The sequence below is a fragment of the Dryocola clanedunensis genome, assembly GCF_038405435.1.
GTDB lineage: Bacteria > Pseudomonadota > Gammaproteobacteria > Enterobacterales > Enterobacteriaceae > Dryocola > Dryocola clanedunensis_A.
In genome coordinates, this window is the sequence record NZ_JBBYHZ010000003.1 from 287,837 (window position 1) to 306,229 (window position 18,393).

The following is an 18,393-nucleotide window of genomic DNA, read 5'->3' on the forward strand; positions in this document are numbered from 1 at the left end:
ATCGTACCTTTTAAAGTTATATTTAATATACATGTTTAAGGTTATGCCTGCGGGGATCGGGAGAAAAGCGTTTTTTGCCGGAACCTGACGAGAGATTGATTTAGCGCAAAGTTGGCGGCAGGAGCCTGCCGCCAGCCGGGTATCAGGAGGCGAAGAAGGCCATGAGCAGCGGAGTGAGCAGGCTGAGGATAAACCCATGCACAATGGCGGCGGGCACAATTTCCAGGCCGCCGCTGCGCTGCAGTACCGGCAGGGTGAAGTCCATGGATGTTGCTCCGCACAGGCCAAGCGCGGTCGAACGGCTTTTTGCCACCAGCCCTGGGATCAGGACGATGGCCAGCAGCTCGCGGATCAGATCGTTGAAGAAGGTTGCGCTACCGATAACCGGCCCGTAGGACTCGGTCATCAGGATGCCGGACAGCGAATACCAGCCGAAGCCCGAGGCCATCGCCAGCCCGGTTTTGATCGGCAGGCCAAGGATCAGGGCGTTGATGACCCCAGCCACCATCGAACTCAGGACCACGACCACCGCGATGATCATCCCCCGGCGGTTAAGCACGATCTGCTTCAGCGTCATGCCGCTGTTGCGCAGCTGCACGCCGACCAGCAGCAGCAGGAATATTAAGGTGTACTCGCTGGCCTCGGTGGCGTGCTGCAGGAATGCCCAGCCGGTCAGCCCCAGTAAAAAGCCCGCTACCACAACAAAGCACAGCTTCAGGGATTCCAGCGCCATGGCAATGCGCGACGGCAGCTTTTCCTGCTGGTGGCTATGGTGCCAGGGCAGGGTGCGCTCGAGCCACAGCAGGCCTGCGGCGTTACACAGCAGAATGACGATGACGCTGACGGCGGAATAATGAAAAATATCCAGCAGGTTGCTGGCAAGGTTGTCCAGAAAGGCGAGGCTGACCCCCATCAGAAACAGGATGACGTAGACAATCCAGCTCAGCAGGCGGTTGATGAGCTTCAGGAGGCTGGTTTGCTTCAGGGGAATAAGGTACCCGACAATCAGCGGCACTAAGATGATTAACAATCCCGAAAACATGTGGTGGTGAGTCCTTGCGATAGGTATGACGGCGGGTTACACACTACCCAAAGAAGTTAAGTGAGTAAAGTCACACAATATCAGGATGTTTATGCATCATGAGGCAAATAAAAAAGGCCTGACCTGGGTCAGACCTTTTGCAGAGAATCAAACCAGATTAGCTGCGTTTTTCCAGCAGGTGGCGATAGATAAGGCCACCCAGGATACCGCCGATAATTGGCATCAGCCAGAACAGCCACAGCTGCTGCAGCGCCCAGCCACCCTGGAAGATAGCCACTGCGGTGCTGCGTGCAGGGTTAACAGAGGTGTTGGTGACCGGAATGCTGATCAGGTGAATCAGGGTCAGCGCAAGGCCGATGGCGATAGGTGCGAAACCAGCCGGAGCAAATTTGTCCGTTGCGCCGTGAATAACAATTAAGAAGCCGCAGGTTAATACGATTTCGATAATAATGGCGGACAGCATGTTGTAGCCATCAGGGGAGTGCTCACCGTAGCCGTTAGATGCAAAACCGCTTGCTACGACATCAAAACCAGCTTTGCCGCTGGCGATTAAATAGAGAATACCCGCCGCAACAATACCGCCGATAACCTGAGCAATAATATAACCAACCACTTCTTTCGCCGGGAAGCGACCGCCAGCCCACAGGCCCAGAGTTACCGCCGGGTTAAAATGACCGCCGGAAATATGGCCAACGGCATACGCCATTGTCAGCACGGTTAAACCGAATGCCAGCGCCACCCCAGCAAAACCAATCCCCAGTTCAGGATAGGCCGCTGCTAATACCGCGCTGCCGCAGCCACCGAATACCAGCCAGAATGTCCCAAAGAACTCTGCTGCTAATTTTCTAAACATAACCACCTCTGTGTTGAAAAAACAACAATAGCTAACCTGCGTTACTAAATTAACGCCTGCTTGTATTGCTGTTTTATTACCGTCATTAAGGATATGACGAAAAAAATGCCTGGAAATTTTAAAGAATTCGTCTATCCAGAGCCAGCGTAATATATCCAACTAGTTTGATTTAAGGCAATGAGGTGCGATTCCTTTTAAGAATTTACCAGTGAAAAGTATAGTCATATTCAGAATGGAGTAGGATTATTCTTGTGTCGTTTAAAAATAAATAATTTCTCCGTTATTTGCAGCAGGGTTAATCGATTTATTTTGTTTATTTCTGCACAAAGCAGGGGCGGTGTTAACGGCCACCGCTTTGCCGCTATACTCGACTACATGCCGCTTGGGGCGCCAGTTGGACTGGCCGTGCAGATCCTGGAGGGAGTATGTTTCTTGAACGCGTAGAGGTTGTCGGATTTCGCGGCATCAATCGTTTGTCGTTAATGCTTGAGCAGAACAACGTGCTGATCGGCGAGAATGCCTGGGGTAAGTCGAGCCTGCTGGATGCGCTGACGCTGCTGCTATCCCCGCAGGAGCAGCTTTACCACTTTTCTCGCGACGACTTCTATTTTCCACCCGGAGACATGCCGGGGCGCGAACGCCATCTCCACATCATTCTGACGTTTCGGGAAACCGCGCCGGGCCATCATCTTGGTCGTCGCTACCGCGATCTTGCGCCGCTGTGGGTCGAAGGCGCAGACGGTTTTCACCGCATTTTTTATCGTCTGGAAGGGGAGCTTGCCGAAGACGATACCGTGCTGACCCTGCGCAGCTTTCTGGACGACAAAAGCAGGGCAATAGAGCTTGTTGACATTGATGCACTGGCACAGCAGATCACCCGTCTGAATCCGGTTCTGCGCCTGCGGGACGCGCGCTTTATGCGTCGTTTACGCAACGGCAGCATTCCCGCGATGCCGGAAACCGAAATGACTGCCCGCCAGCTGGACTTTCTGGCTCGGGAGCTGGTTTCCCGGCCGCAGAATCTTACCGACGCCCAGCTGCGGCAGGGGCTTTCCGCCATGGTGCAGCTGCTGGAGCACTATTTTTCTGAACAGGGGGCCGTTGCCCACAAGCGGCTGATGCGCCGCCGCTCCCACGACGAGCAGCGCAGCTGGCGCTATCTGGACATCATTAACCGGATGATCGACAGGCCCAACAGCCGCACCCACCGGATGATTCTGCTGAGCATGTTCTCCACCCTGCTGCAGGCCAAGGGCTCCGTTACGCTCGATCGCGATGCGCGCCCGCTGCTGCTGGTGGAAGATCCGGAAACCCGGCTGCATCCCATTATGCTCTCCGTTGCCTGGCACCTGCTGAACCTGCTGCCGCTGCAAAAAATTACCACCACCAATTCCGGCGAGCTTCTGTCGCTGACCCCGGTTGAGCAGGTTTGTCGGCTGGTGCGTGAATCGTCCAGGGTCGCCGCCTGGCGGCTTGGCCCCGGCGGCATGAACGCGGAGGACAGCCGCCGAATCGCCTTCCACATCCGTTTTAACCGCGCCTCATCTCTGTTTGCCCGCTGCTGGCTTTTGGTTGAGGGGGAAACGGAGGTCTGGGTGATGAACGAACTGGCGCGCCAGTGCGGCCACCATTTTGATGCGGAAGGGGTGAAGGTGATTGAATTTGCCCAGTCCGGACTGAAGCCGCTGATCAAGTTTGCCCGCCGTATGGGCATTGAATGGCACGTGCTGGTGGACGGGGACGAAGCCGGGAAGAAGTATGCCGCCACGGTGCGCGGGCTGCTGGATAACGACAAAGACCAGGAGCGGGATCACCTGACGGCGCTCCCGGCGCTGGATATGGAACACTTTATGTACCGCCAGGGATTCGCGGACGTTTATCATCGCGTGTCGCAAATTCCTGAGAACGTGCATATGAATATGCGCCGCATCATCATCAAGGCAATTCATCGCTCCTCCAAGCCGGACCTGGCTATTGAAGTGGCGATGGAGGCGGGACGGCGCGGCGTGGACTCCATCCCTCCTGTCCTGCGGAAAATGTTCTCGCGGGTGCTGTGGCTGGCGCGAGGCAGAGCAGACTAAAGCTTGCCGGCAATGCTGTCGCTCATGGCATCCAGCAGCGTGTAGCGGCGGCGGTATTCCGCGCGCTTCTTGCTGGCAATCTCCTCCAGCGGCTTGCGGGCTACGCTTTCCGGCAGGCGGAAGAAGCCGCTGGTTTGCAGCTCGCCGCTCATCGACTGCCAGAAACTGTCGTAGTCCGCGTGCAGCTTGCCTTTTTTCTTCTTTTCATAGCGCCATGAGCGGTAGATATGCGCGCTGTTGCTGACGGCGAGGATCTGCTCAACGTTAAAGTGCCGGGCCAGCTGGCAGGTCGCCTCCAGCAGCAGGCGTTTCGGAAATAGACCGTGGCACGCTTTGGTCGCCTGCTGAATGGCTTCGTGCGGGACCCAGGATTTTGCCCCCTGCAGGCCACCAATAAACAGCGTTGATTTGCCGTTAATTTCACAAAGGGTAAAGGTCAGCCAGGCAAGCGCGTTTCCCTCTTCGTTGAGCATGACCAGCGTGGCTTCGCCTTCTTTATCCAGATTAGCAATTGCGCAGAAATCAATGAAATAGCGCGATTCGTCCTTGCCCACTATTTCGGCGAAACGCACGCCGCTGTCGGTGAAATGGCGGCGGATCAGGTTTTCCGGCAGCGCATTCACAAGCGTCCGGTAGTGGAAACACAATGCATTCAGGGTATCCTTGCGGTTAAAATTCGCCGTCAGATAGGGGCGATGCAGGCGACAGGGCAGTCCAGGCTGGGCGCTAAGCAGGACGTCAAGCATCGGCTGCTGCGCCAGCGCTGACAGCAGCTGGCCTGTTGTGAACGGCGTCAGCAAAGAGCGCAGCATGAATTTACGGCGATAGCCCGGGTTATGCCACGCAGGACCCGGCTGCTGCAAACCTTTCGCGAGGGAAAGAAACAGCTGCCAGCCGCTCTGAGGCGCTGTTGTTGTCAATTGGTTTACGGCTATCTGCGACATAATCATTACTCGGTTTGCGGTTGAGACGGCTATTTCAGCACCGTTAACCTCAACCAACGTTCAATCGGGCCGTGCGCCACGAGAGAGCTTTTACATTTGTTGACGCTCTGTTTAACTGAGCTTTACCTCCAGGATACCTATGAGATTCAAGGGAAAAATAAAAAAACGATACTGGCTACTTGCGCTGCTGGTGCTGATGCTGCTCATCTGGCTGTGGCAGTTTTTGAACGCGCCCACGCCCAGCTACCAGACCATGATTGTGCGCAAAGGCGCGCTCGAGCAGAGCGTGCTGGCAACGGGCAAGCTGGATGCGTTACGCAAGGTTGACGTCGGCGCGCAGGTGAGCGGCCAGTTAAAAACGCTGTCGGTGAATATCGGCGATAAAGTAAAAAAGGATCAGCTGCTGGGGGTTATCGACCCTGAACAGGCGCAGAACCAGATTAAAGAGGTAGAGGCCACGCTGATGGAGCTGCGCGCCCAGCGCCGACAGGCCCAGGCGCAGGCAAAACTCGCCCGGGTGACGCTGAGCCGCCAGCAGGCGCTGGCGAAAACCCAGGCCGTGTCGCGTCAGGATTTGGACACTGCGGCGACGGACCTCGACGTTAAAATCGCCCAGATAGGCACAATAGAGGCGCAAATCCAGCGCAATCAGGCTTCTCTGGATACCGCAAAAACCAACCTCGACTTTACGCGCATCGTTGCGCCAATGGCTGGCGAAGTCACCCAGATCACAACCCTGCAGGGCCAGACCGTGATTGCGGCGCAGCAGGCGCCAAACATTCTGACGCTGGCGGATCTCAGCACTATGCTGGTGAAGGCCCAGGTTTCCGAGGCGGATGTTATTCATCTTAAGCCAGGCCAGAAAGCGTGGTTTACGGTGCTGGGCGATCCGCTGACCCGCTATGAAGGCACGCTGAAAGATATCCTGCCTACCCCGGATAAAGTTAACGACGCGATTTTCTATAACGCGCGCTTTGAAGTGCCGAACCCGCAGGGCGTGCTGCGTCTGGAAATGACTGCCCAGGTGCACATCCAGCTCGGCGGCGTAAAAGACGTTCTGACCATTCCTCTGGCGGCGCTTGGCGAACCGGTGGGGGATAACCGCTACAAGGTCACCGTCCTGCGCAACGGCGAAACCCGCGAGCGTGAAATCACTATCGGCATGCGTAACGATACCCAGGTACAGGTTGCCACCGGGCTGACCGAAGGTGAAGAGGTTGTGACGGGCCGTTCGAACGCCGGGAGTGCGCCATGACGGCACTGCTTGAGCTCAGGGATATTCGCCGCAGCTACCCCTCCGGGGACGAGCAGGTTGAAGTGCTCAAAGGTGTCAGCATCACGATCGAAGCGGGTGAGATGGTGGCGATTGTCGGGGCCTCCGGCTCCGGCAAGTCCACGCTGATGAATATTCTCGGCTGCCTGGATAAGCCTTCCGGCGGGAGCTATAAAGTGGCGGGCGTGGACATCTCCGCGCTGAACAGCGACGAGCTGGCAACCCTGCGTCGGGAACATTTTGGTTTTATCTTCCAGCGCTATCATCTGCTGTCGCACCTCAACGCGACGCAAAACGTTGAGGTTCCCGCCGTGTATGCGGGGACGGCCCGGGTCTACCGCCAGCAGCGCGCCCGCGCTTTGCTGATGCGGCTGGGGCTGGCGGAGCGGGTGGACTATCTCCCCTCGCAGCTTTCAGGCGGCCAGCAGCAGCGCGTGAGTATCGCCCGCGCCCTGATGAACGGCGGGCAGGTTATTCTTGCCGATGAGCCGACCGGGGCGCTGGACAGCCATTCCGGCGAAGAGGTGATGGCCACGCTCAAGCAGCTGTGCGAGCAGGGGCACACGGTGATTATCGTTACCCACGATCCGACGGTTGCCGCCCAGGCGCAGCGCATCATCGAGATCCACGACGGCGAAATCATCAGCAATCCTCCTTCCGTCCCACGCGGCGTAAAGGCAAAAAGCGATGCGGCTACGCGCCCGACGGCTACCGGTTTAAAACAAACCATCAGCAGCTTCCGCGAGGCGTTTTCAATGGCCTGGCTGGCGCTGGCCGCCAATAAAATGCGCACCCTGCTGACCATGCTGGGGATTATTATCGGCATCGCATCGGTGGTGTCGATTGTCATCGTGGGCGATGCGGCGAAGCAGCTGGTGCTGGAAGATATCCGCGCTATCGGCACCAATACTATCGACGTCTATCCCGGCAAGGATTTTGGCGATGACGATCCGCAGTATCAGCAGGCGCTGAAGTACGCCGACCTGGCGGCCATTGAACAGCAACCATGGGTCACGTCCGCGACGCCGTCGATCTCCAGCAATCTGCGGTTACGCTACGGCAACGTGGATGCGGCCGCGAGCGTCAACGGCGTTAACGGCAAATATTTTGACGTCTACGGCATGACCATGAGCCAGGGCACCACTTTCAACAACGAGCAGCTGGCCGGGCGTGCCCAGGTCGTTGTGCTGGACAGCAACAGTAAGCGTCAGCTGTTCCCGAACAAGGCTAACGTGGTCGGCGAGGTGATTCTGGTGGGCAACATGCCCGCCACGGTCATTGGCGTGGCGGAAGAGAAGCAGTCGATGTTTGGCAGCAGCAAGGTGCTGCGCGTCTGGCTGCCCTACAACACCATGGCCGGGCGGGTGATGGGGCAGAGCTGGCTCAACACCATTACCGTTCGCGTGAAGGAGGGCTATGACAGCCATGAAGCGGAGCAGCAGCTGAACCGCATGCTCGAGCTGCGCCACGGTAAGAAAGATTTTTTCACCTACAATATGGACGGCCTGTTGAAAACGGCGGAAAAGACCACACGTACTCTACAGCTGTTCCTGACGCTGGTGGCGGTGATTTCTCTGCTGGTGGGCGGTATCGGGGTGATGAATATCATGCTGGTATCGGTGACCGAGCGTACGAAAGAGATTGGGATCCGCATGGCGGTAGGAGCCAGGGCAAGCGACGTTTTGCAGCAGTTTTTAATCGAAGCCGTGCTGGTTTGCCTGGTGGGCGGGGCGCTGGGGATTTCGCTTTCGCTGCTGATCGCCTTCACGCTGGGGCTGTTTTTACCCGGCTGGCAGATTGGCTTCTCGCCGATGGCGCTGCTCACCGCGTTTGCCTGCTCGACCGCGACTGGCGTGCTGTTCGGCTGGCTGCCCGCGCGTAACGCTGCAAGGCTGAACCCGATTGACGCGCTGGCGAGGGAATAGCCTGGTATTTTGCTGACAATAAAAATGCCAGCCGTCAGGGCTGGCATTTTGGCTTTGGGATGTACACAATAAAACCTGGGGTCTACGCGACCGCCGCTTCCACTTCGAGTGGAAGGATGAGACTGGCATGATTGCCCTTTGGCCCCTGATGTACATCAAACCTGACAACTTGCCCGGCTTTTAACGTTCTGTACCCATCCATCTGAATGGTGGAGTAATGTGCGAAGATATCTTCGCCGCCGCCTTCGGGGCAGATGAAGCCGAACCCTTTGGCGTTATTGAACCATTTAACTGTACCCGTCTCCATGCTTCGACATCCTTCGTAAATCTTATAAGTGAGATGGAATGAACCGGTGGGTAAGGGCGGGCTGTTCAAAACCTCGCCAACTCACGCCAGTACAATGTAGATATTTTAATCACTGCGTCAAGCGTTCAGCCGGGAAGAGGGGGGGACAATCAGTCAGAAATTTGAAGCAGTTAACGCTATTGCTAATATTGTGATCTGGCTCGCTAAGGCTTCCAGCCATCACTTTGCAACACAATTAGTTGCAGTAGCCAAAAGCGTATTACACTCAACCTAAGGGCTTCGTTCTGGTGAAGGCCGGACGATTTAATATGATGACGATGCGCAATGGGTAAGACGAACGACTGGTTAGACTTTGACCAATTAGTGGGCGATAAACTGCGCGAAGCGCTTAAACCACCCTCTATGTATAAAGTGATGTTAATGAACGATGACTACACGCCGATGGAATTTGTTATTGACGTGCTGCAAAAGTTCTTTTCTTATGATGTAGAGCGAGCCACACAGCTGATGCTCACGGTTCACTATCAGGGAAAGGCCATCTGCGGGGTATTTACTGCAGAAGTGGCGGAAACCAAAGTAGCGCTGGTGAACCAGTATGCCAGGGAGAACGAGCATCCGCTGCTGTGTACGCTAGAACAAGCCTGAAGAAGGCTACAATTTGGGGGAGGTGCCTATGCTCAATCAAGAACTGGAACTCAGTTTAAACATGGCTTTCGCCAGAGCGCGCGAGCACCGACATGAGTTTATGACCGTCGAGCATCTGTTACTGGCTTTGCTCAGTAACCCATCGGCACGGGAAGCGCTGGAAGCGTGCACCGTGGATCTGGTGGCGCTGCGTCAGGAACTCGAAGCCTTCATCGAACAAACCACTCCGGTGCTGCCTGCCAGTGAAGAAGAGCGCGATACGCAACCAACGCTCAGCTTCCAGCGTGTTCTGCAGCGCGCGGTTTTCCACGTTCAGTCTTCTGGCCGCAGTGAAGTAACCGGTGCCAACGTGCTGGTTGCCATCTTCAGCGAGCAGGAGTCCCAGGCAGCCTATCTGCTGCGCAAACACGAAGTCAGCCGTCTTGACGTGGTGAACTTCATCTCCCACGGCACGCGTAAAGACGAGCCAAACCAGGCGCCGGGTGCCGAAAATCCGGTCAATGAAGAGCAAGCAGGCGGGGAGGAACGTATGGAAAACTTCACCACCAATCTCAACCAGCTTGCGCGCGTGGGCGGTATCGATCCGCTGATTGGCCGCGACAAAGAGCTTGAGCGAGCCATTCAGGTGCTGTGCCGCCGTCGTAAGAACAACCCGCTGCTGGTGGGGGAGTCCGGCGTGGGTAAAACTGCCATTGCGGAAGGCCTGGCCTGGCGCATTGTGCAGGGCGACGTGCCGGAAGTGATGGCCGACTGCACGATTTACTCGCTGGATATCGGTTCGCTGCTGGCCGGGACTAAATATCGCGGTGATTTTGAGAAACGCTTTAAAGCGCTGCTCAAACAGCTCGAGCAGGATCAGAACAGCATCCTGTTTATCGATGAAATCCACACAATCATCGGTGCTGGTGCGGCTTCTGGCGGCCAGGTCGATGCGGCAAACTTAATCAAGCCGCTGCTTTCCGGCGGCAAGATCCGCGTTATCGGCTCAACGACCTATCAGGAATTCAGCAACATCTTCGAAAAAGACCGCGCGCTGGCGCGTCGCTTCCAGAAGATTGATATCACTGAGCCAAGCGTTGAGGAAACCGTACAGATCATCAACGGCCTGAAAACCAAGTACGAAGCGCACCACGACGTGCGCTATACCGCGAAAGCGATTCGTGCAGCGGTGGAGCTGGCGGTGAAGTACATCAACGACCGTCACCTGCCGGACAAAGCGATTGACGTTATCGACGAGGCCGGTGCCCGCAGCCGCCTGATGCCGGTAAGCAAGCGTAAGAAAACCGTTAACGTGGCGGATATTGAAACCGTGGTTGCCCGCATCGCGCGTATCCCGGAAAAAAGCGTCTCAGCGAGCGATCGCGATACGCTGAAAAATCTGGGCGACCGCCTGAAAATGCTGGTCTTTGGACAGGATAAAGCCATTGAGGCGTTAACCGAAGCCATCAAGATGAGCCGTGCGGGCCTGGGGCAGGATCATAAACCGGTAGGCTCCTTCCTGTTTGCTGGCCCAACGGGCGTAGGTAAAACGGAAGTGACCGTCCAGCTGGCGAAGTCGCTGGGCATTGAGCTGCTGCGTTTCGATATGTCCGAGTACATGGAGCGCCATACGGTGAGCCGCCTGATTGGTGCGCCTCCGGGTTACGTTGGTTTTGACCAGGGCGGCCTGCTGACGGATGCGGTGATCAAACATCCTCATGCGGTGCTGCTGCTTGATGAGATCGAAAAAGCGCACCCGGACGTCTTTAACCTGCTGCTGCAGGTAATGGATAACGGCACGCTGACCGATAACAACGGGCGCAAAGCGGACTTCCGCAACGTGATTCTGGTGATGACCACCAACGCCGGGGTGCGTGAAACCGAGCGTAAGTCTATTGGCCTGATCCGTCAGGACAACAGCACCGACGCCATGGAAGAGATCAAAAAGATCTTTACCCCGGAATTCCGCAACCGTCTGGATAACATCATCTGGTTCAACCACCTCTCCACCGAGGTGATTCATCAGGTGGTCGACAAGTTTATTGTCGAGCTTCAGGTGCAGCTGGATCAGAAAGGCGTCTCGCTGGAAGTCAGTCAGGAAGCCCGTGACTGGCTGGCGGAGAAAGGTTATGACCGTGCCATGGGCGCTCGCCCTATGACGCGCGTTATTCAGGACAACCTGAAAAAACCGCTCGCCAACGAGCTGCTGTTTGGTTCACTGGTAGACGGCGGACAGGTGACCGTGGCGCTGGAGAATAACCAGCTGACCTACAACTTTGTCAGCGCCCAGAAGCGCAAGCCGGAAGCGGCACACTAGCCGCTCTGAGCACAAAAAAAGGCCGCATATCAATGCGGCCTTTTTATTAGCGACTGCTCGGTCGCAGCGCCCGGCTACGACAGCAAAAAACTCTTAACGACTACGGAAGACAATGCGGCCTTTGCTCAGGTCGTACGGGGTCAGCTCTACAGTGACTTTGTCACCCGTCAGGATGCGGATATAGTTTTTACGCATTTTACCGGAGATATGAGCGGTTACCACGTGCCCGTTTTCCAGCTCAACGCGGAACATGGTGTTAGGTAACGTATCAAGAACGGTACCCTGCATTTCAATATTGTCTTCTTTGGCCATCTAATCCTCGGGGGTATCACTACCAATGTTTTGAACCGGCAAGATAATGCCGAAGTTCGCTTATCATGTAAAGAATTGTTGGTGAATTCACCAGCAAAGTGCATTTTGCACATTACCCATAAACCACGCGAAAGCTGCATCAAATGCGCTAACAACAAGGGGTGCGAAGAGATAAACGAGGGGCGTTCCCTTTAATTGCAGTTCCCATACGGCGGCGGGGTAATGGGCAGAGTTCACTCTGCGCGGCTAATTATAACACCCTCAACAAAAATGTGCCGTAAACATTATTAGTCCGGCAGGGTTTGTGGCACCCAACAGTGCGAAATTAAGTGCTCCGTACGTAAATCCGCCAGGTGACGGAGATAATCCCGGCGGGGGATCTCGATGGCGCCCAGAGACGCGGTATGGCTGTTCAGCACCTGGCAGTCAATCAACCTGCCGCCGTGGCGCAAAAAGTGCCGACAGAATACCAGCAGCGCTGTTTTAGAGGCATTCTCCCGGCGGCTGAACATGGACTCGCCGCAGAACAACGACCCCTGAATCACCCCGTACATGCCGCCGACCAGCTCTTCGCCTTCCCAGACCTCAATCGAGTGCGCGTAGCCCAGCTCATGCAGGCGCTGATAGGCCTCTACGATATCCTGGGTAATCCACGTACCCTCTTCACGATCCTGGGCGCAGCCGGTAATGACTTTTTCAAAGGCATGGTTGAGCGTCACCCGGAACGGCGAGCGGCTGTGGAAGCGCTTCATGCTGCGGCTGAGGTGAAATTGCTCCGGGTAGAGCACGGCCCTGGGGTCCGGGGACCACCACAGGATAGGATCACCCGGCGAGAACCACGGAAAAATCCCGCGCTGGTACGCCATCAGCAGTCTGGCCGGGCTGAGATCGCCCCCAAGTGCCAGTAACCCATTCGGTTCACGCAACGCGCCTTCCGGAGAGGGGAAGGCGATAGAGTCACGAGAAAGCTGTATCAGGCGCATGACTTCATCACTCCGACAACGCAGGAAATATTGATTGATAATAGCCTAATTGCCGCGTTACAAACGCTGGCGGAACTGGTAGTAGCGACCACCGGTAGCCATCAGTTCGGCGTGATTACCTTGCTCAATAATTTGTCCGTTGTCCATCACAATTATGCTGCCGAAACGGGCCAGTCCGCGCAGGCGGTGCGTGACCATCAGAACGGTTTTCCCCGCGGTCACTTCCGCAAGTAAATCAAGGATCTGTCGTTCAGTTTCCGCATCGAGACCTTCAGTTGGCTCATCCAGCAGCATCAGCGGCGCATCGTGCAGTAAGGCCCTGGCGATAGCCAGACGGCGAAGCTCACCGCCGGACAGCTGGCGGCCCCCTTCACCCAGCCAGCTGTTCAGCCCGGCTTCCGGCAGCAGTTTTTCAAGCCCCACGCGCTCAAGTATGGCGATGAGCTGTTCATCCGTTGCCTGAGGCGCGGCCAGCAGCAGGTTGTCGCGTAGCGTTGCGCTGAACAGATGCACGCGCTGTGGCACAACGCTGGTTGCGGCGCGCAGAGTCTCCTCACTCAGTTCGCCCAGCGGCTTGCCGTTGACGCTAATCACGCCCTGCTGAGGATCCCAGGCGCGGGTAAGCAGCTGCAGTAATGTTGATTTTCCACAGCCGGTACGCCCAAGAATGGCAATGTGCTGGCCTGCCGGAATAGTAAGCGTAATTTCTTTCAGCGCAGGCTGCTGCTGGCCCGGATAGGTGAAGCTCGCCTTATCCATTGCCAGTGAAACCTGAGCCAGCGCTTCCTGCGGGCCAGATTTAAAAGTGACCTCGGGCTGCTGGCTGGTAATCTGAGTTACGCGTAAGGCGGAAGCAATAACCTGTCCAAGATGCTGAAACGCCCCGGTGACCGGCGCCAGCGCTTCAAAAGCAGCCAGCGCACAAAAGACAAACAGCGCAATCAGCGCCCCCGGAGTGGTATTGCCCCCGACGTCATGTGCCGCCATCCACAGCATGACTACCACCGCCAGACCCCCGATAAGCAGCATCACCGCCTGGGAAAGTGCCGATAGTTCTGACTGGCGGCGCTGAGCTTCCTGCCAGTGAATCTCCGTGCTGTCGAGCTGTTCGCGGTAGCGGTTTGCCGCTCCGAAAATGGTCAGCTCCGCGTGGCCCTGTAGCCAGGAGGTGAGCTGCTGGCGATACTGCCCGCGTTGAACGGTCAGGGCTTCACCGGCCGATTTCCCGGCGTAGTAAAACAGCGGCGGCAGAATAATCAGCGTTGCCAGCAGAATCGCGCCCAGCGTCAGTGCGAGAGTTATATCAATAAAACTCAGGCCAAAGGTCACCACCAGGATAACGACGAACGCCCCTACCAGCGGTGAAATCACCCGCAGGTAGAGATGATCGAGCGTGTCGACGTCGGCAACCAGGCGGTTGAGCAACTCGCCCTGGCGAAAACGAGCAAGCCCGGCAGGGGAGAGAGGGAGCAGCTTGCTGAAGGTTGTGACGCGAAGATGCTGCAAAACGCGGAACGTTGCGTCGTGGCTGACCAGACGCTCGAAGTAGCGTCCGGCGGTTCGGGTAATGGCTGCGCCACGTACACCGGCAGCAGGCAGCATATAGTTAAAGCTGTAAAGACCGGCGACCCCGACGACGGCAGAGGCCGACAGGAACCAGCCGGAAAGCGTCAGCAGGCCAATGCTGGCAAGAAGCGTAACGATGGCGAGCACGATGCCCAGGAAAAGCAGCCAGAAATGGCGGCGATATAGTGCTAGATAGGGCAGTAAGGCGCGCATCAGATCTCCTCCTTGCGGTTGGCCAGCAGCTCGGCAAACGGACCGTCCTGAGCGGCCAGGGTAGCAAAATCGCCCTGCTGGACGATGGCGCCGTTGCGCATCACCCAGATGCTGTCCCATTCGGTGATGTAGTCGAGCTGGTGGGTGACCATAACGGTAGTCTGGTGCCGGGAGGCTTCGCCAAGCGCTTCCATGACGCGCTGCTCGCTGTGGGCATCAAGGCTTGCAGCCGGTTCATCCAGCAGCAGAAACCCGGTGGGAACCAGCAGTGCGCGGGCAACGGCTACACGCTGTGCCTGCCCAACCGACAGGCGGGCGGACTGATCCCCCAGCGGCGTATCAAGTCCCTGCGGCAACAAGGGCAAAAACTCGCTGACGGAGGCTTTCTCAAGCGCCTCATGCAGGGCTTCATCGCTCGCATCGGGGTTAGCCAGCAGGACGTTTTCGCGCAAAGTCCCGGCCGGAAGCTGGGGGTTTTGCCCCACCCAACTGAGCTGTTCGCGCCACCAGGATGGGTCCAGATGGGCAAGCTCGGTGCCATTAATTTTCAGCTCTCCCTCGTACGGCAGGAAGCCGGACAGGGCATTAAGCAGCGAGCTTTTTCCCGCGCCGCTTTGCCCGACCAGCACAACGCGTTCTCCTGCTGCCAGGGTAAAGTTCAGCGGCCCGGCAAGGGGATGGCCTTCGGCGGAAAGAATTTTCAGATTGCGCGCTTCAATCGTGTAAGGCGCACCAGCAGGAAGCTGAACGGTACCCTCTTCCTTACGCTGTAAAGGGGCTTCCATGAAGGTAATCAGGCTGTCAGCGGCACCCACGGCTTGAGCTTTGGCGTGGTAGAAGGTCCCTAAATCACGCAGCGGGAGGAAGAACTCCGGCGCGAGGATAAGCGTAAGGAACCCGGCAAAAAGCGTGACGCCAACGCCGTAATGACCAAAATTAAGCTCGCCCAGATAAGAGAAGCCAAAATAGACCGCGACCAGCGCTATAGATAAAGAGGCAAAGAACTCCAGCACGCCGGAAGAGAGAAACGCGAGGCGCAGCACTTCCATCGTGCGCTGGCGGAAGTCTTTGGAGGCGCTACGAATGCTTTCTGTTTCCGCGGCCCCGCGGTTAAACAGACGCAGGGTTTCCATACCGCGCAGTCGGTCGAGGAAATGGCCGCTCAGGCGAGCGAGCGCCAGGAAATTACGACGGTTTGCGTCTGCGGCCCCCATGCCGACCATCGCCATAAACAGCGGGATCAGCGGGGCGGTGCCAAGCAAAATCAGGGCGGCAGCCCAGTTAACGGGAAAAATAGTTATCAGAATGAGTACCGGGACCATCACCGCCAGCGACATTTGCGGCAGATAGCGGGCGTAGTAGTCATGCATATCTTCAATCTGTTCCAGCACAAGCGTAGCCCAGCTGCCGACCGGTTTACCCTGGATCCAGGCCGGGCCCGCGGTGTGCAGGCGATCCAGCACCTTACGGCGGATCTCATGGCGAATATGCTGCCCCGCATGGAACCCTACTTTTTCGCGCAGCCAGACAATCCACGCCCGCAGAATAAAGATCAGTACCAGCATGATAAACGGCAGCAGCAGCGCCTCGCGGGGAATATTTTCCATGATCATATGATCGAGCAGGCGCGCAAGTATCCAGGCCTGGGCCACGATCAGCAGACCACTTACCAGCCCTAAAATACGTGAGAGGCCAAGCCAGCGGCGGGAAATGATGCTTTGCTGTTTCAGCCAGCGATTAAGTTCTTGTTGACGGGTTTTATTCATGGCGGCCAGTACAGGTAGATAAAGGAATTATCAGGCAAATTTTGCTGGCATGTTACAACGCAAAGAGAAGAAAGGCGAGGATCGGGGACGCAGAGAACTGTCAGGAAACGTAGGGGCAGGCAGAGTGCCGCTCGTCGGCGGGGCAGGCGGTGGACGACCCGGAGATCGTCCACCGTAATACTCACTACTTCTGTTCGGCCAGGCCGTCCAGATAACGCTCGGCGTCCAGCGCGGCCATACAGCCCGTGCCGGCAGAGGTAATTGCCTGACGGTAGATGTGGTCCATGACGTCACCGGCTGCGAAGACGCCGGGGATGCTGGTCTGCGTCGCGTTGCCGTGAATGCCGGACTGCACTTTAATGTAGCCGTTTTCCAGCTCCAGCTGACCGGCAAAAATCGCCGTATTCGGGCTGTGGCCGATAGCAACAAACAGGCCGGCTACTTCCAGCTCTTCAGTCTGGTCGGTGTTATGCGCACCGCGCAGGCGCAGGCCGCTAACGCCCATCTGGTCACCGGTCACTTCATCAAGCGTTTTGTTGGTGTGCAGAACGATATTGCCGTTCTTCACTTTCTCCATCAGACGATTGATCAGGATTTTTTCCGCACGGAATGTATCGCGGCGGTGGATAAGGTGCACTTCAGAGGCGATGTTCGCCAGGTAAAGCGCTTCTTCCACTGCGGTGTTGCCTCCGCCAATGACCGCCACTTTCTGGTTGCGGTAGAAGAAGCCGTCGCAGGTGGCGCAGGCTGAAACGCCGCGGCCTTTAAAAGCTTCTTCTGATGGCAGACCCAGGTAGCGAGCGGAAGCACCAGTTGCGATGATTAACGCATCACAGGTGTACTCGCCGCTGTCGCCGGTCAGGCGGAACGGACGGGTCTGTAAATCGACCTTATTAATGTGGTCGATGAGGATTTCGGTCTCGAATTTCGCCGCGTGCTCATGCATGCGCTCCATCAACAGCGGACCCGTCAGGTCGTGCGGGTCGCCCGGCCAGTTTTCCACTTCGGTCGTGGTGGTGAGCTGCCCACCTTTTTCCATGCCGGTGATCAGAACCGGATTAAGGTTAGCGCGAGCCGCGTAGACCGCTGCGGTATAGCCCGCAGGGCCGGAGCCCAGAATAAGCAACTTACTGTGTTTAGCCGTGCTCATGAGTTCCTCATTGAACGTTTGCTGACAATCGGGGGATTGTAGGGAATTTGGCGCGTTAAAAAAAGGTGCAGCGGCCCTGCGGGTGAATAGTGTTAACGATATGTGTAATAGTCAGGGGCAATCAACCCGCTGAAATGGCGCTAAAACCGCATAAATACTCACTTTCTTGCGGAGGGTAGTCACGGAGGTAAAGTGATGAATAATCGTCAAGTAGCGGTAATAACTGGCACGTTCCACTAAATTTAGATGTTTTGCTTTGACAATCCGCTAAGCATTTGCGAAAACATTCGAGGAAGGAAAACATTTGGTGTGATGACGCAATATCATCACGCATACCTGATGCATTAACCGGGCAATTGAAATCTACGCATGGTGTGGACAGACGCCATGCGTGATGTCGATAGCAGCCAGCTGGCACCGGTCTTCTCACGTACTCCCGGAACAGTGACGTTACCAGGGTTATGGCAGGTGATGGAAGGAATAGAGAGAGACAATAATAATGGTAGATAGCAAGAAGCGCCCTGGCAAAGATCTCGACCGCATCGATCGCAATATTCTCAACGAGCTGCAAAAAGACGGGCGAATTTCGAACGTCGAGCTTTCTAAGCGTGTTGGGCTTTCACCGACCCCGTGCCTTGAGCGCGTGCGTCGTCTGGAACGACAGGGTTTTATTCAGGGCTATACGGCGCTGTTAAATCCGCATTATCTGGATGCATCACTTCTGGTATTTGTTGAGATTACTCTGAATCGTGGCGCACCGGACGTCTTCGAGCAATTTAACTCCGCCGTGCAGAAACTCGAAGAAATTCAAGAGTGTCACCTGGTATCCGGCGATTTCGACTACCTGTTGAAGACCCGCGTACCGGATATGTCGGCCTATCGCAAATTATTAGGCGAAACCCTGTTGCGACTGCCGGGTGTTAATGACACCCGTACCTATGTGGTCATGGAAGAGGTCAAACAGAGTAATCGTCTGGTTATTAAGACCCGTTAATACGGGCCAGGTGCAAAATCCGCGTATTTTGGTTACACTCCTG

At 56.3% G+C, this 18,393-nt stretch carries 15 protein-coding genes; 6 read left to right on the forward strand and 9 right to left on the reverse strand.

Annotated features, from left to right (window positions below):
- Positions 1-142: 142 nt before the first annotated feature.
- On the reverse strand, positions 143-1,042 hold the full coding sequence (locus tag AAE045_RS08990) for a lysine exporter LysO family protein (RefSeq protein WP_455427573.1): 900 nt from the start codon (positions 1,040-1,042) through the stop codon (positions 143-145).
- Between the two features lie 157 nt (positions 1,043-1,199).
- The gene (aqpZ, locus tag AAE045_RS08995) at positions 1,200-1,895 is read right to left on the reverse strand and encodes an aquaporin Z (protein WP_455547415.1); all 696 of its coding nucleotides are present in this window, start codon (positions 1,893-1,895) and stop codon (positions 1,200-1,202) included.
- Positions 1,896-2,320: 425 nt separating this feature from the next.
- On the opposite strand from aqpZ, the gene AAE045_RS09000 reads away from it, so the two are divergent.
- Positions 2,321-3,976: an ATP-dependent endonuclease gene (locus AAE045_RS09000; RefSeq protein WP_455547416.1), complete on the forward strand. Its 1,656-nt coding sequence runs from the start codon at positions 2,321-2,323 to the stop codon at positions 3,974-3,976.
- Here the strand turns inward: AAE045_RS09000 and AAE045_RS09005 are convergent.
- Positions 3,973-4,920 (reverse strand): VirK/YbjX family protein, encoded by a 948-nt coding sequence (locus AAE045_RS09005; RefSeq protein ID WP_455547417.1) that lies wholly within the window; start codon positions 4,918-4,920, stop codon positions 3,973-3,975. The genes AAE045_RS09000 and AAE045_RS09005 overlap by 4 nt on opposite strands.
- A gap of 139 nt (positions 4,921-5,059) precedes the next feature.
- On the opposite strand from AAE045_RS09005, the gene macA reads away from it, so the two are divergent.
- The gene (gene macA, locus AAE045_RS09010; protein WP_455547418.1) at positions 5,060-6,175 is read left to right on the forward strand and encodes a macrolide transporter subunit MacA; all 1,116 of its coding nucleotides are present in this window, start codon (positions 5,060-5,062) and stop codon (positions 6,173-6,175) included.
- Positions 6,172-8,118 carry a macrolide ABC transporter ATP-binding protein/permease MacB gene (macB, locus tag AAE045_RS09015; RefSeq protein WP_455547419.1) on the forward strand — a complete coding sequence of 649 codons (1,947 nt, stop codon included), beginning with the start codon at positions 6,172-6,174 and terminating at the stop codon, positions 8,116-8,118. The genes macA and macB overlap by 4 nt, the downstream gene beginning before the upstream one ends.
- Before the next feature lie 82 nt (positions 8,119-8,200).
- Here macB and cspD read toward each other — a convergent pair whose 3' ends face one another.
- A complete protein-coding gene (gene cspD / locus AAE045_RS09020) occupies positions 8,201-8,425 on the reverse strand; it encodes a cold shock-like protein CspD (protein ID WP_202302708.1) in 225 nt (74 codons plus the stop codon).
- A 324-nt stretch (positions 8,426-8,749) separates the two neighbouring features.
- Between cspD and clpS the strand changes: the two genes are divergently transcribed.
- Both clpS and clpA read left to right on the forward strand, forming a co-directional pair.
- Positions 8,750-9,070, forward strand: coding sequence for an ATP-dependent Clp protease adapter ClpS (gene clpS, locus AAE045_RS09025; RefSeq protein WP_121267264.1), 321 nt, complete (start codon positions 8,750-8,752; stop codon positions 9,068-9,070).
- Between the two features lie 28 nt (positions 9,071-9,098).
- Positions 9,099-11,366, forward strand: a complete 2,268-nt coding sequence (gene clpA, locus AAE045_RS09030) for an ATP-dependent Clp protease ATP-binding subunit ClpA (protein WP_455547420.1) — start codon at positions 9,099-9,101, stop codon at positions 11,364-11,366.
- Between the two features lie 93 nt (positions 11,367-11,459).
- Here the strand turns inward: clpA and infA are convergent, their stop codons facing one another.
- From infA to trxB, 5 genes are all read right to left on the reverse strand, one after another.
- Positions 11,460-11,678 carry a translation initiation factor IF-1 gene (gene infA, locus AAE045_RS09035; protein WP_002211347.1) on the reverse strand — a complete coding sequence of 73 codons (219 nt, stop codon included), beginning with the start codon at positions 11,676-11,678 and terminating at the stop codon, positions 11,460-11,462.
- Between the two features lie 287 nt (positions 11,679-11,965).
- On the reverse strand, positions 11,966-12,661 hold the full coding sequence (gene aat / locus AAE045_RS09040; protein ID WP_455547421.1) for a leucyl/phenylalanyl-tRNA--protein transferase: 696 nt from the start codon (positions 12,659-12,661) through the stop codon (positions 11,966-11,968).
- Positions 12,662-12,718: 57 nt separating this feature from the next.
- Positions 12,719-14,440: a heme ABC transporter ATP-binding protein/permease CydC gene (gene cydC / locus AAE045_RS09045; RefSeq protein ID WP_455547422.1), complete on the reverse strand. Its 1,722-nt coding sequence runs from the start codon at positions 14,438-14,440 to the stop codon at positions 12,719-12,721.
- Positions 14,440-16,206 carry a heme ABC transporter permease/ATP-binding protein CydD gene (gene cydD, locus AAE045_RS09050; protein WP_455547423.1) on the reverse strand — a complete coding sequence of 589 codons (1,767 nt, stop codon included), beginning with the start codon at positions 16,204-16,206 and terminating at the stop codon, positions 14,440-14,442. Before cydD ends, cydC begins: the two co-directional genes overlap by 1 nt.
- 184 nt (positions 16,207-16,390) lie before the next feature.
- Complete coding sequence (trxB, locus tag AAE045_RS09055; RefSeq protein ID WP_455547424.1) at positions 16,391-17,356, reverse strand: thioredoxin-disulfide reductase; 966 nt, start codon at positions 17,354-17,356, stop codon at positions 16,391-16,393.
- Positions 17,357-17,855: 499 nt separating this feature from the next.
- Here trxB and lrp point away from each other — a divergent pair, with 499 nt between their 5' ends.
- The gene (gene lrp / locus AAE045_RS09060) at positions 17,856-18,350 is read left to right on the forward strand and encodes a leucine-responsive transcriptional regulator Lrp (protein ID WP_002439523.1); all 495 of its coding nucleotides are present in this window, start codon (positions 17,856-17,858) and stop codon (positions 18,348-18,350) included.
- Positions 18,351-18,393 lie beyond the last annotated feature (43 nt).

Coding starts and splice junctions, on each gene's coding strand:
- AAE045_RS08990 (WP_455427573.1), bottom strand. CDS start 1,042: ATGTTTTCGGGATTGTTAATCATCTTAGTGCCGCTGATTGTCGGGTAC.
- aqpZ (WP_455547415.1), bottom strand. CDS start 1,895: ATGTTTAGAAAATTAGCAGCAGAGTTCTTTGGGACATTCTGGCTGGTA.
- AAE045_RS09000 (WP_455547416.1), top strand. CDS start 2,321: ATGTTTCTTGAACGCGTAGAGGTTGTCGGATTTCGCGGCATCAATCGT.
- AAE045_RS09005 (WP_455547417.1), bottom strand. CDS start 4,920: ATGTCGCAGATAGCCGTAAACCAATTGACAACAACAGCGCCTCAGAGC.
- macA (WP_455547418.1), top strand. CDS start 5,060: ATGAGATTCAAGGGAAAAATAAAAAAACGATACTGGCTACTTGCGCTG.
- macB (WP_455547419.1), top strand. CDS start 6,172: ATGACGGCACTGCTTGAGCTCAGGGATATTCGCCGCAGCTACCCCTCC.
- cspD (WP_202302708.1), bottom strand. CDS start 8,425: ATGGAGACGGGTACAGTTAAATGGTTCAATAACGCCAAAGGGTTCGGC.
- clpS (WP_121267264.1), top strand. CDS start 8,750: ATGGGTAAGACGAACGACTGGTTAGACTTTGACCAATTAGTGGGCGAT.
- clpA (WP_455547420.1), top strand. CDS start 9,099: ATGCTCAATCAAGAACTGGAACTCAGTTTAAACATGGCTTTCGCCAGA.
- infA (WP_002211347.1), bottom strand. CDS start 11,678: ATGGCCAAAGAAGACAATATTGAAATGCAGGGTACCGTTCTTGATACG.
- aat (WP_455547421.1), bottom strand. CDS start 12,661: ATGCGCCTGATACAGCTTTCTCGTGACTCTATCGCCTTCCCCTCTCCG.
- cydC (WP_455547422.1), bottom strand. CDS start 14,440: ATGCGCGCCTTACTGCCCTATCTAGCACTATATCGCCGCCATTTCTGG.
- cydD (WP_455547423.1), bottom strand. CDS start 16,206: ATGAATAAAACCCGTCAACAAGAACTTAATCGCTGGCTGAAACAGCAA.
- trxB (WP_455547424.1), bottom strand. CDS start 17,356: ATGAGCACGGCTAAACACAGTAAGTTGCTTATTCTGGGCTCCGGCCCT.
- lrp (WP_002439523.1), top strand. CDS start 17,856: ATGGTAGATAGCAAGAAGCGCCCTGGCAAAGATCTCGACCGCATCGAT.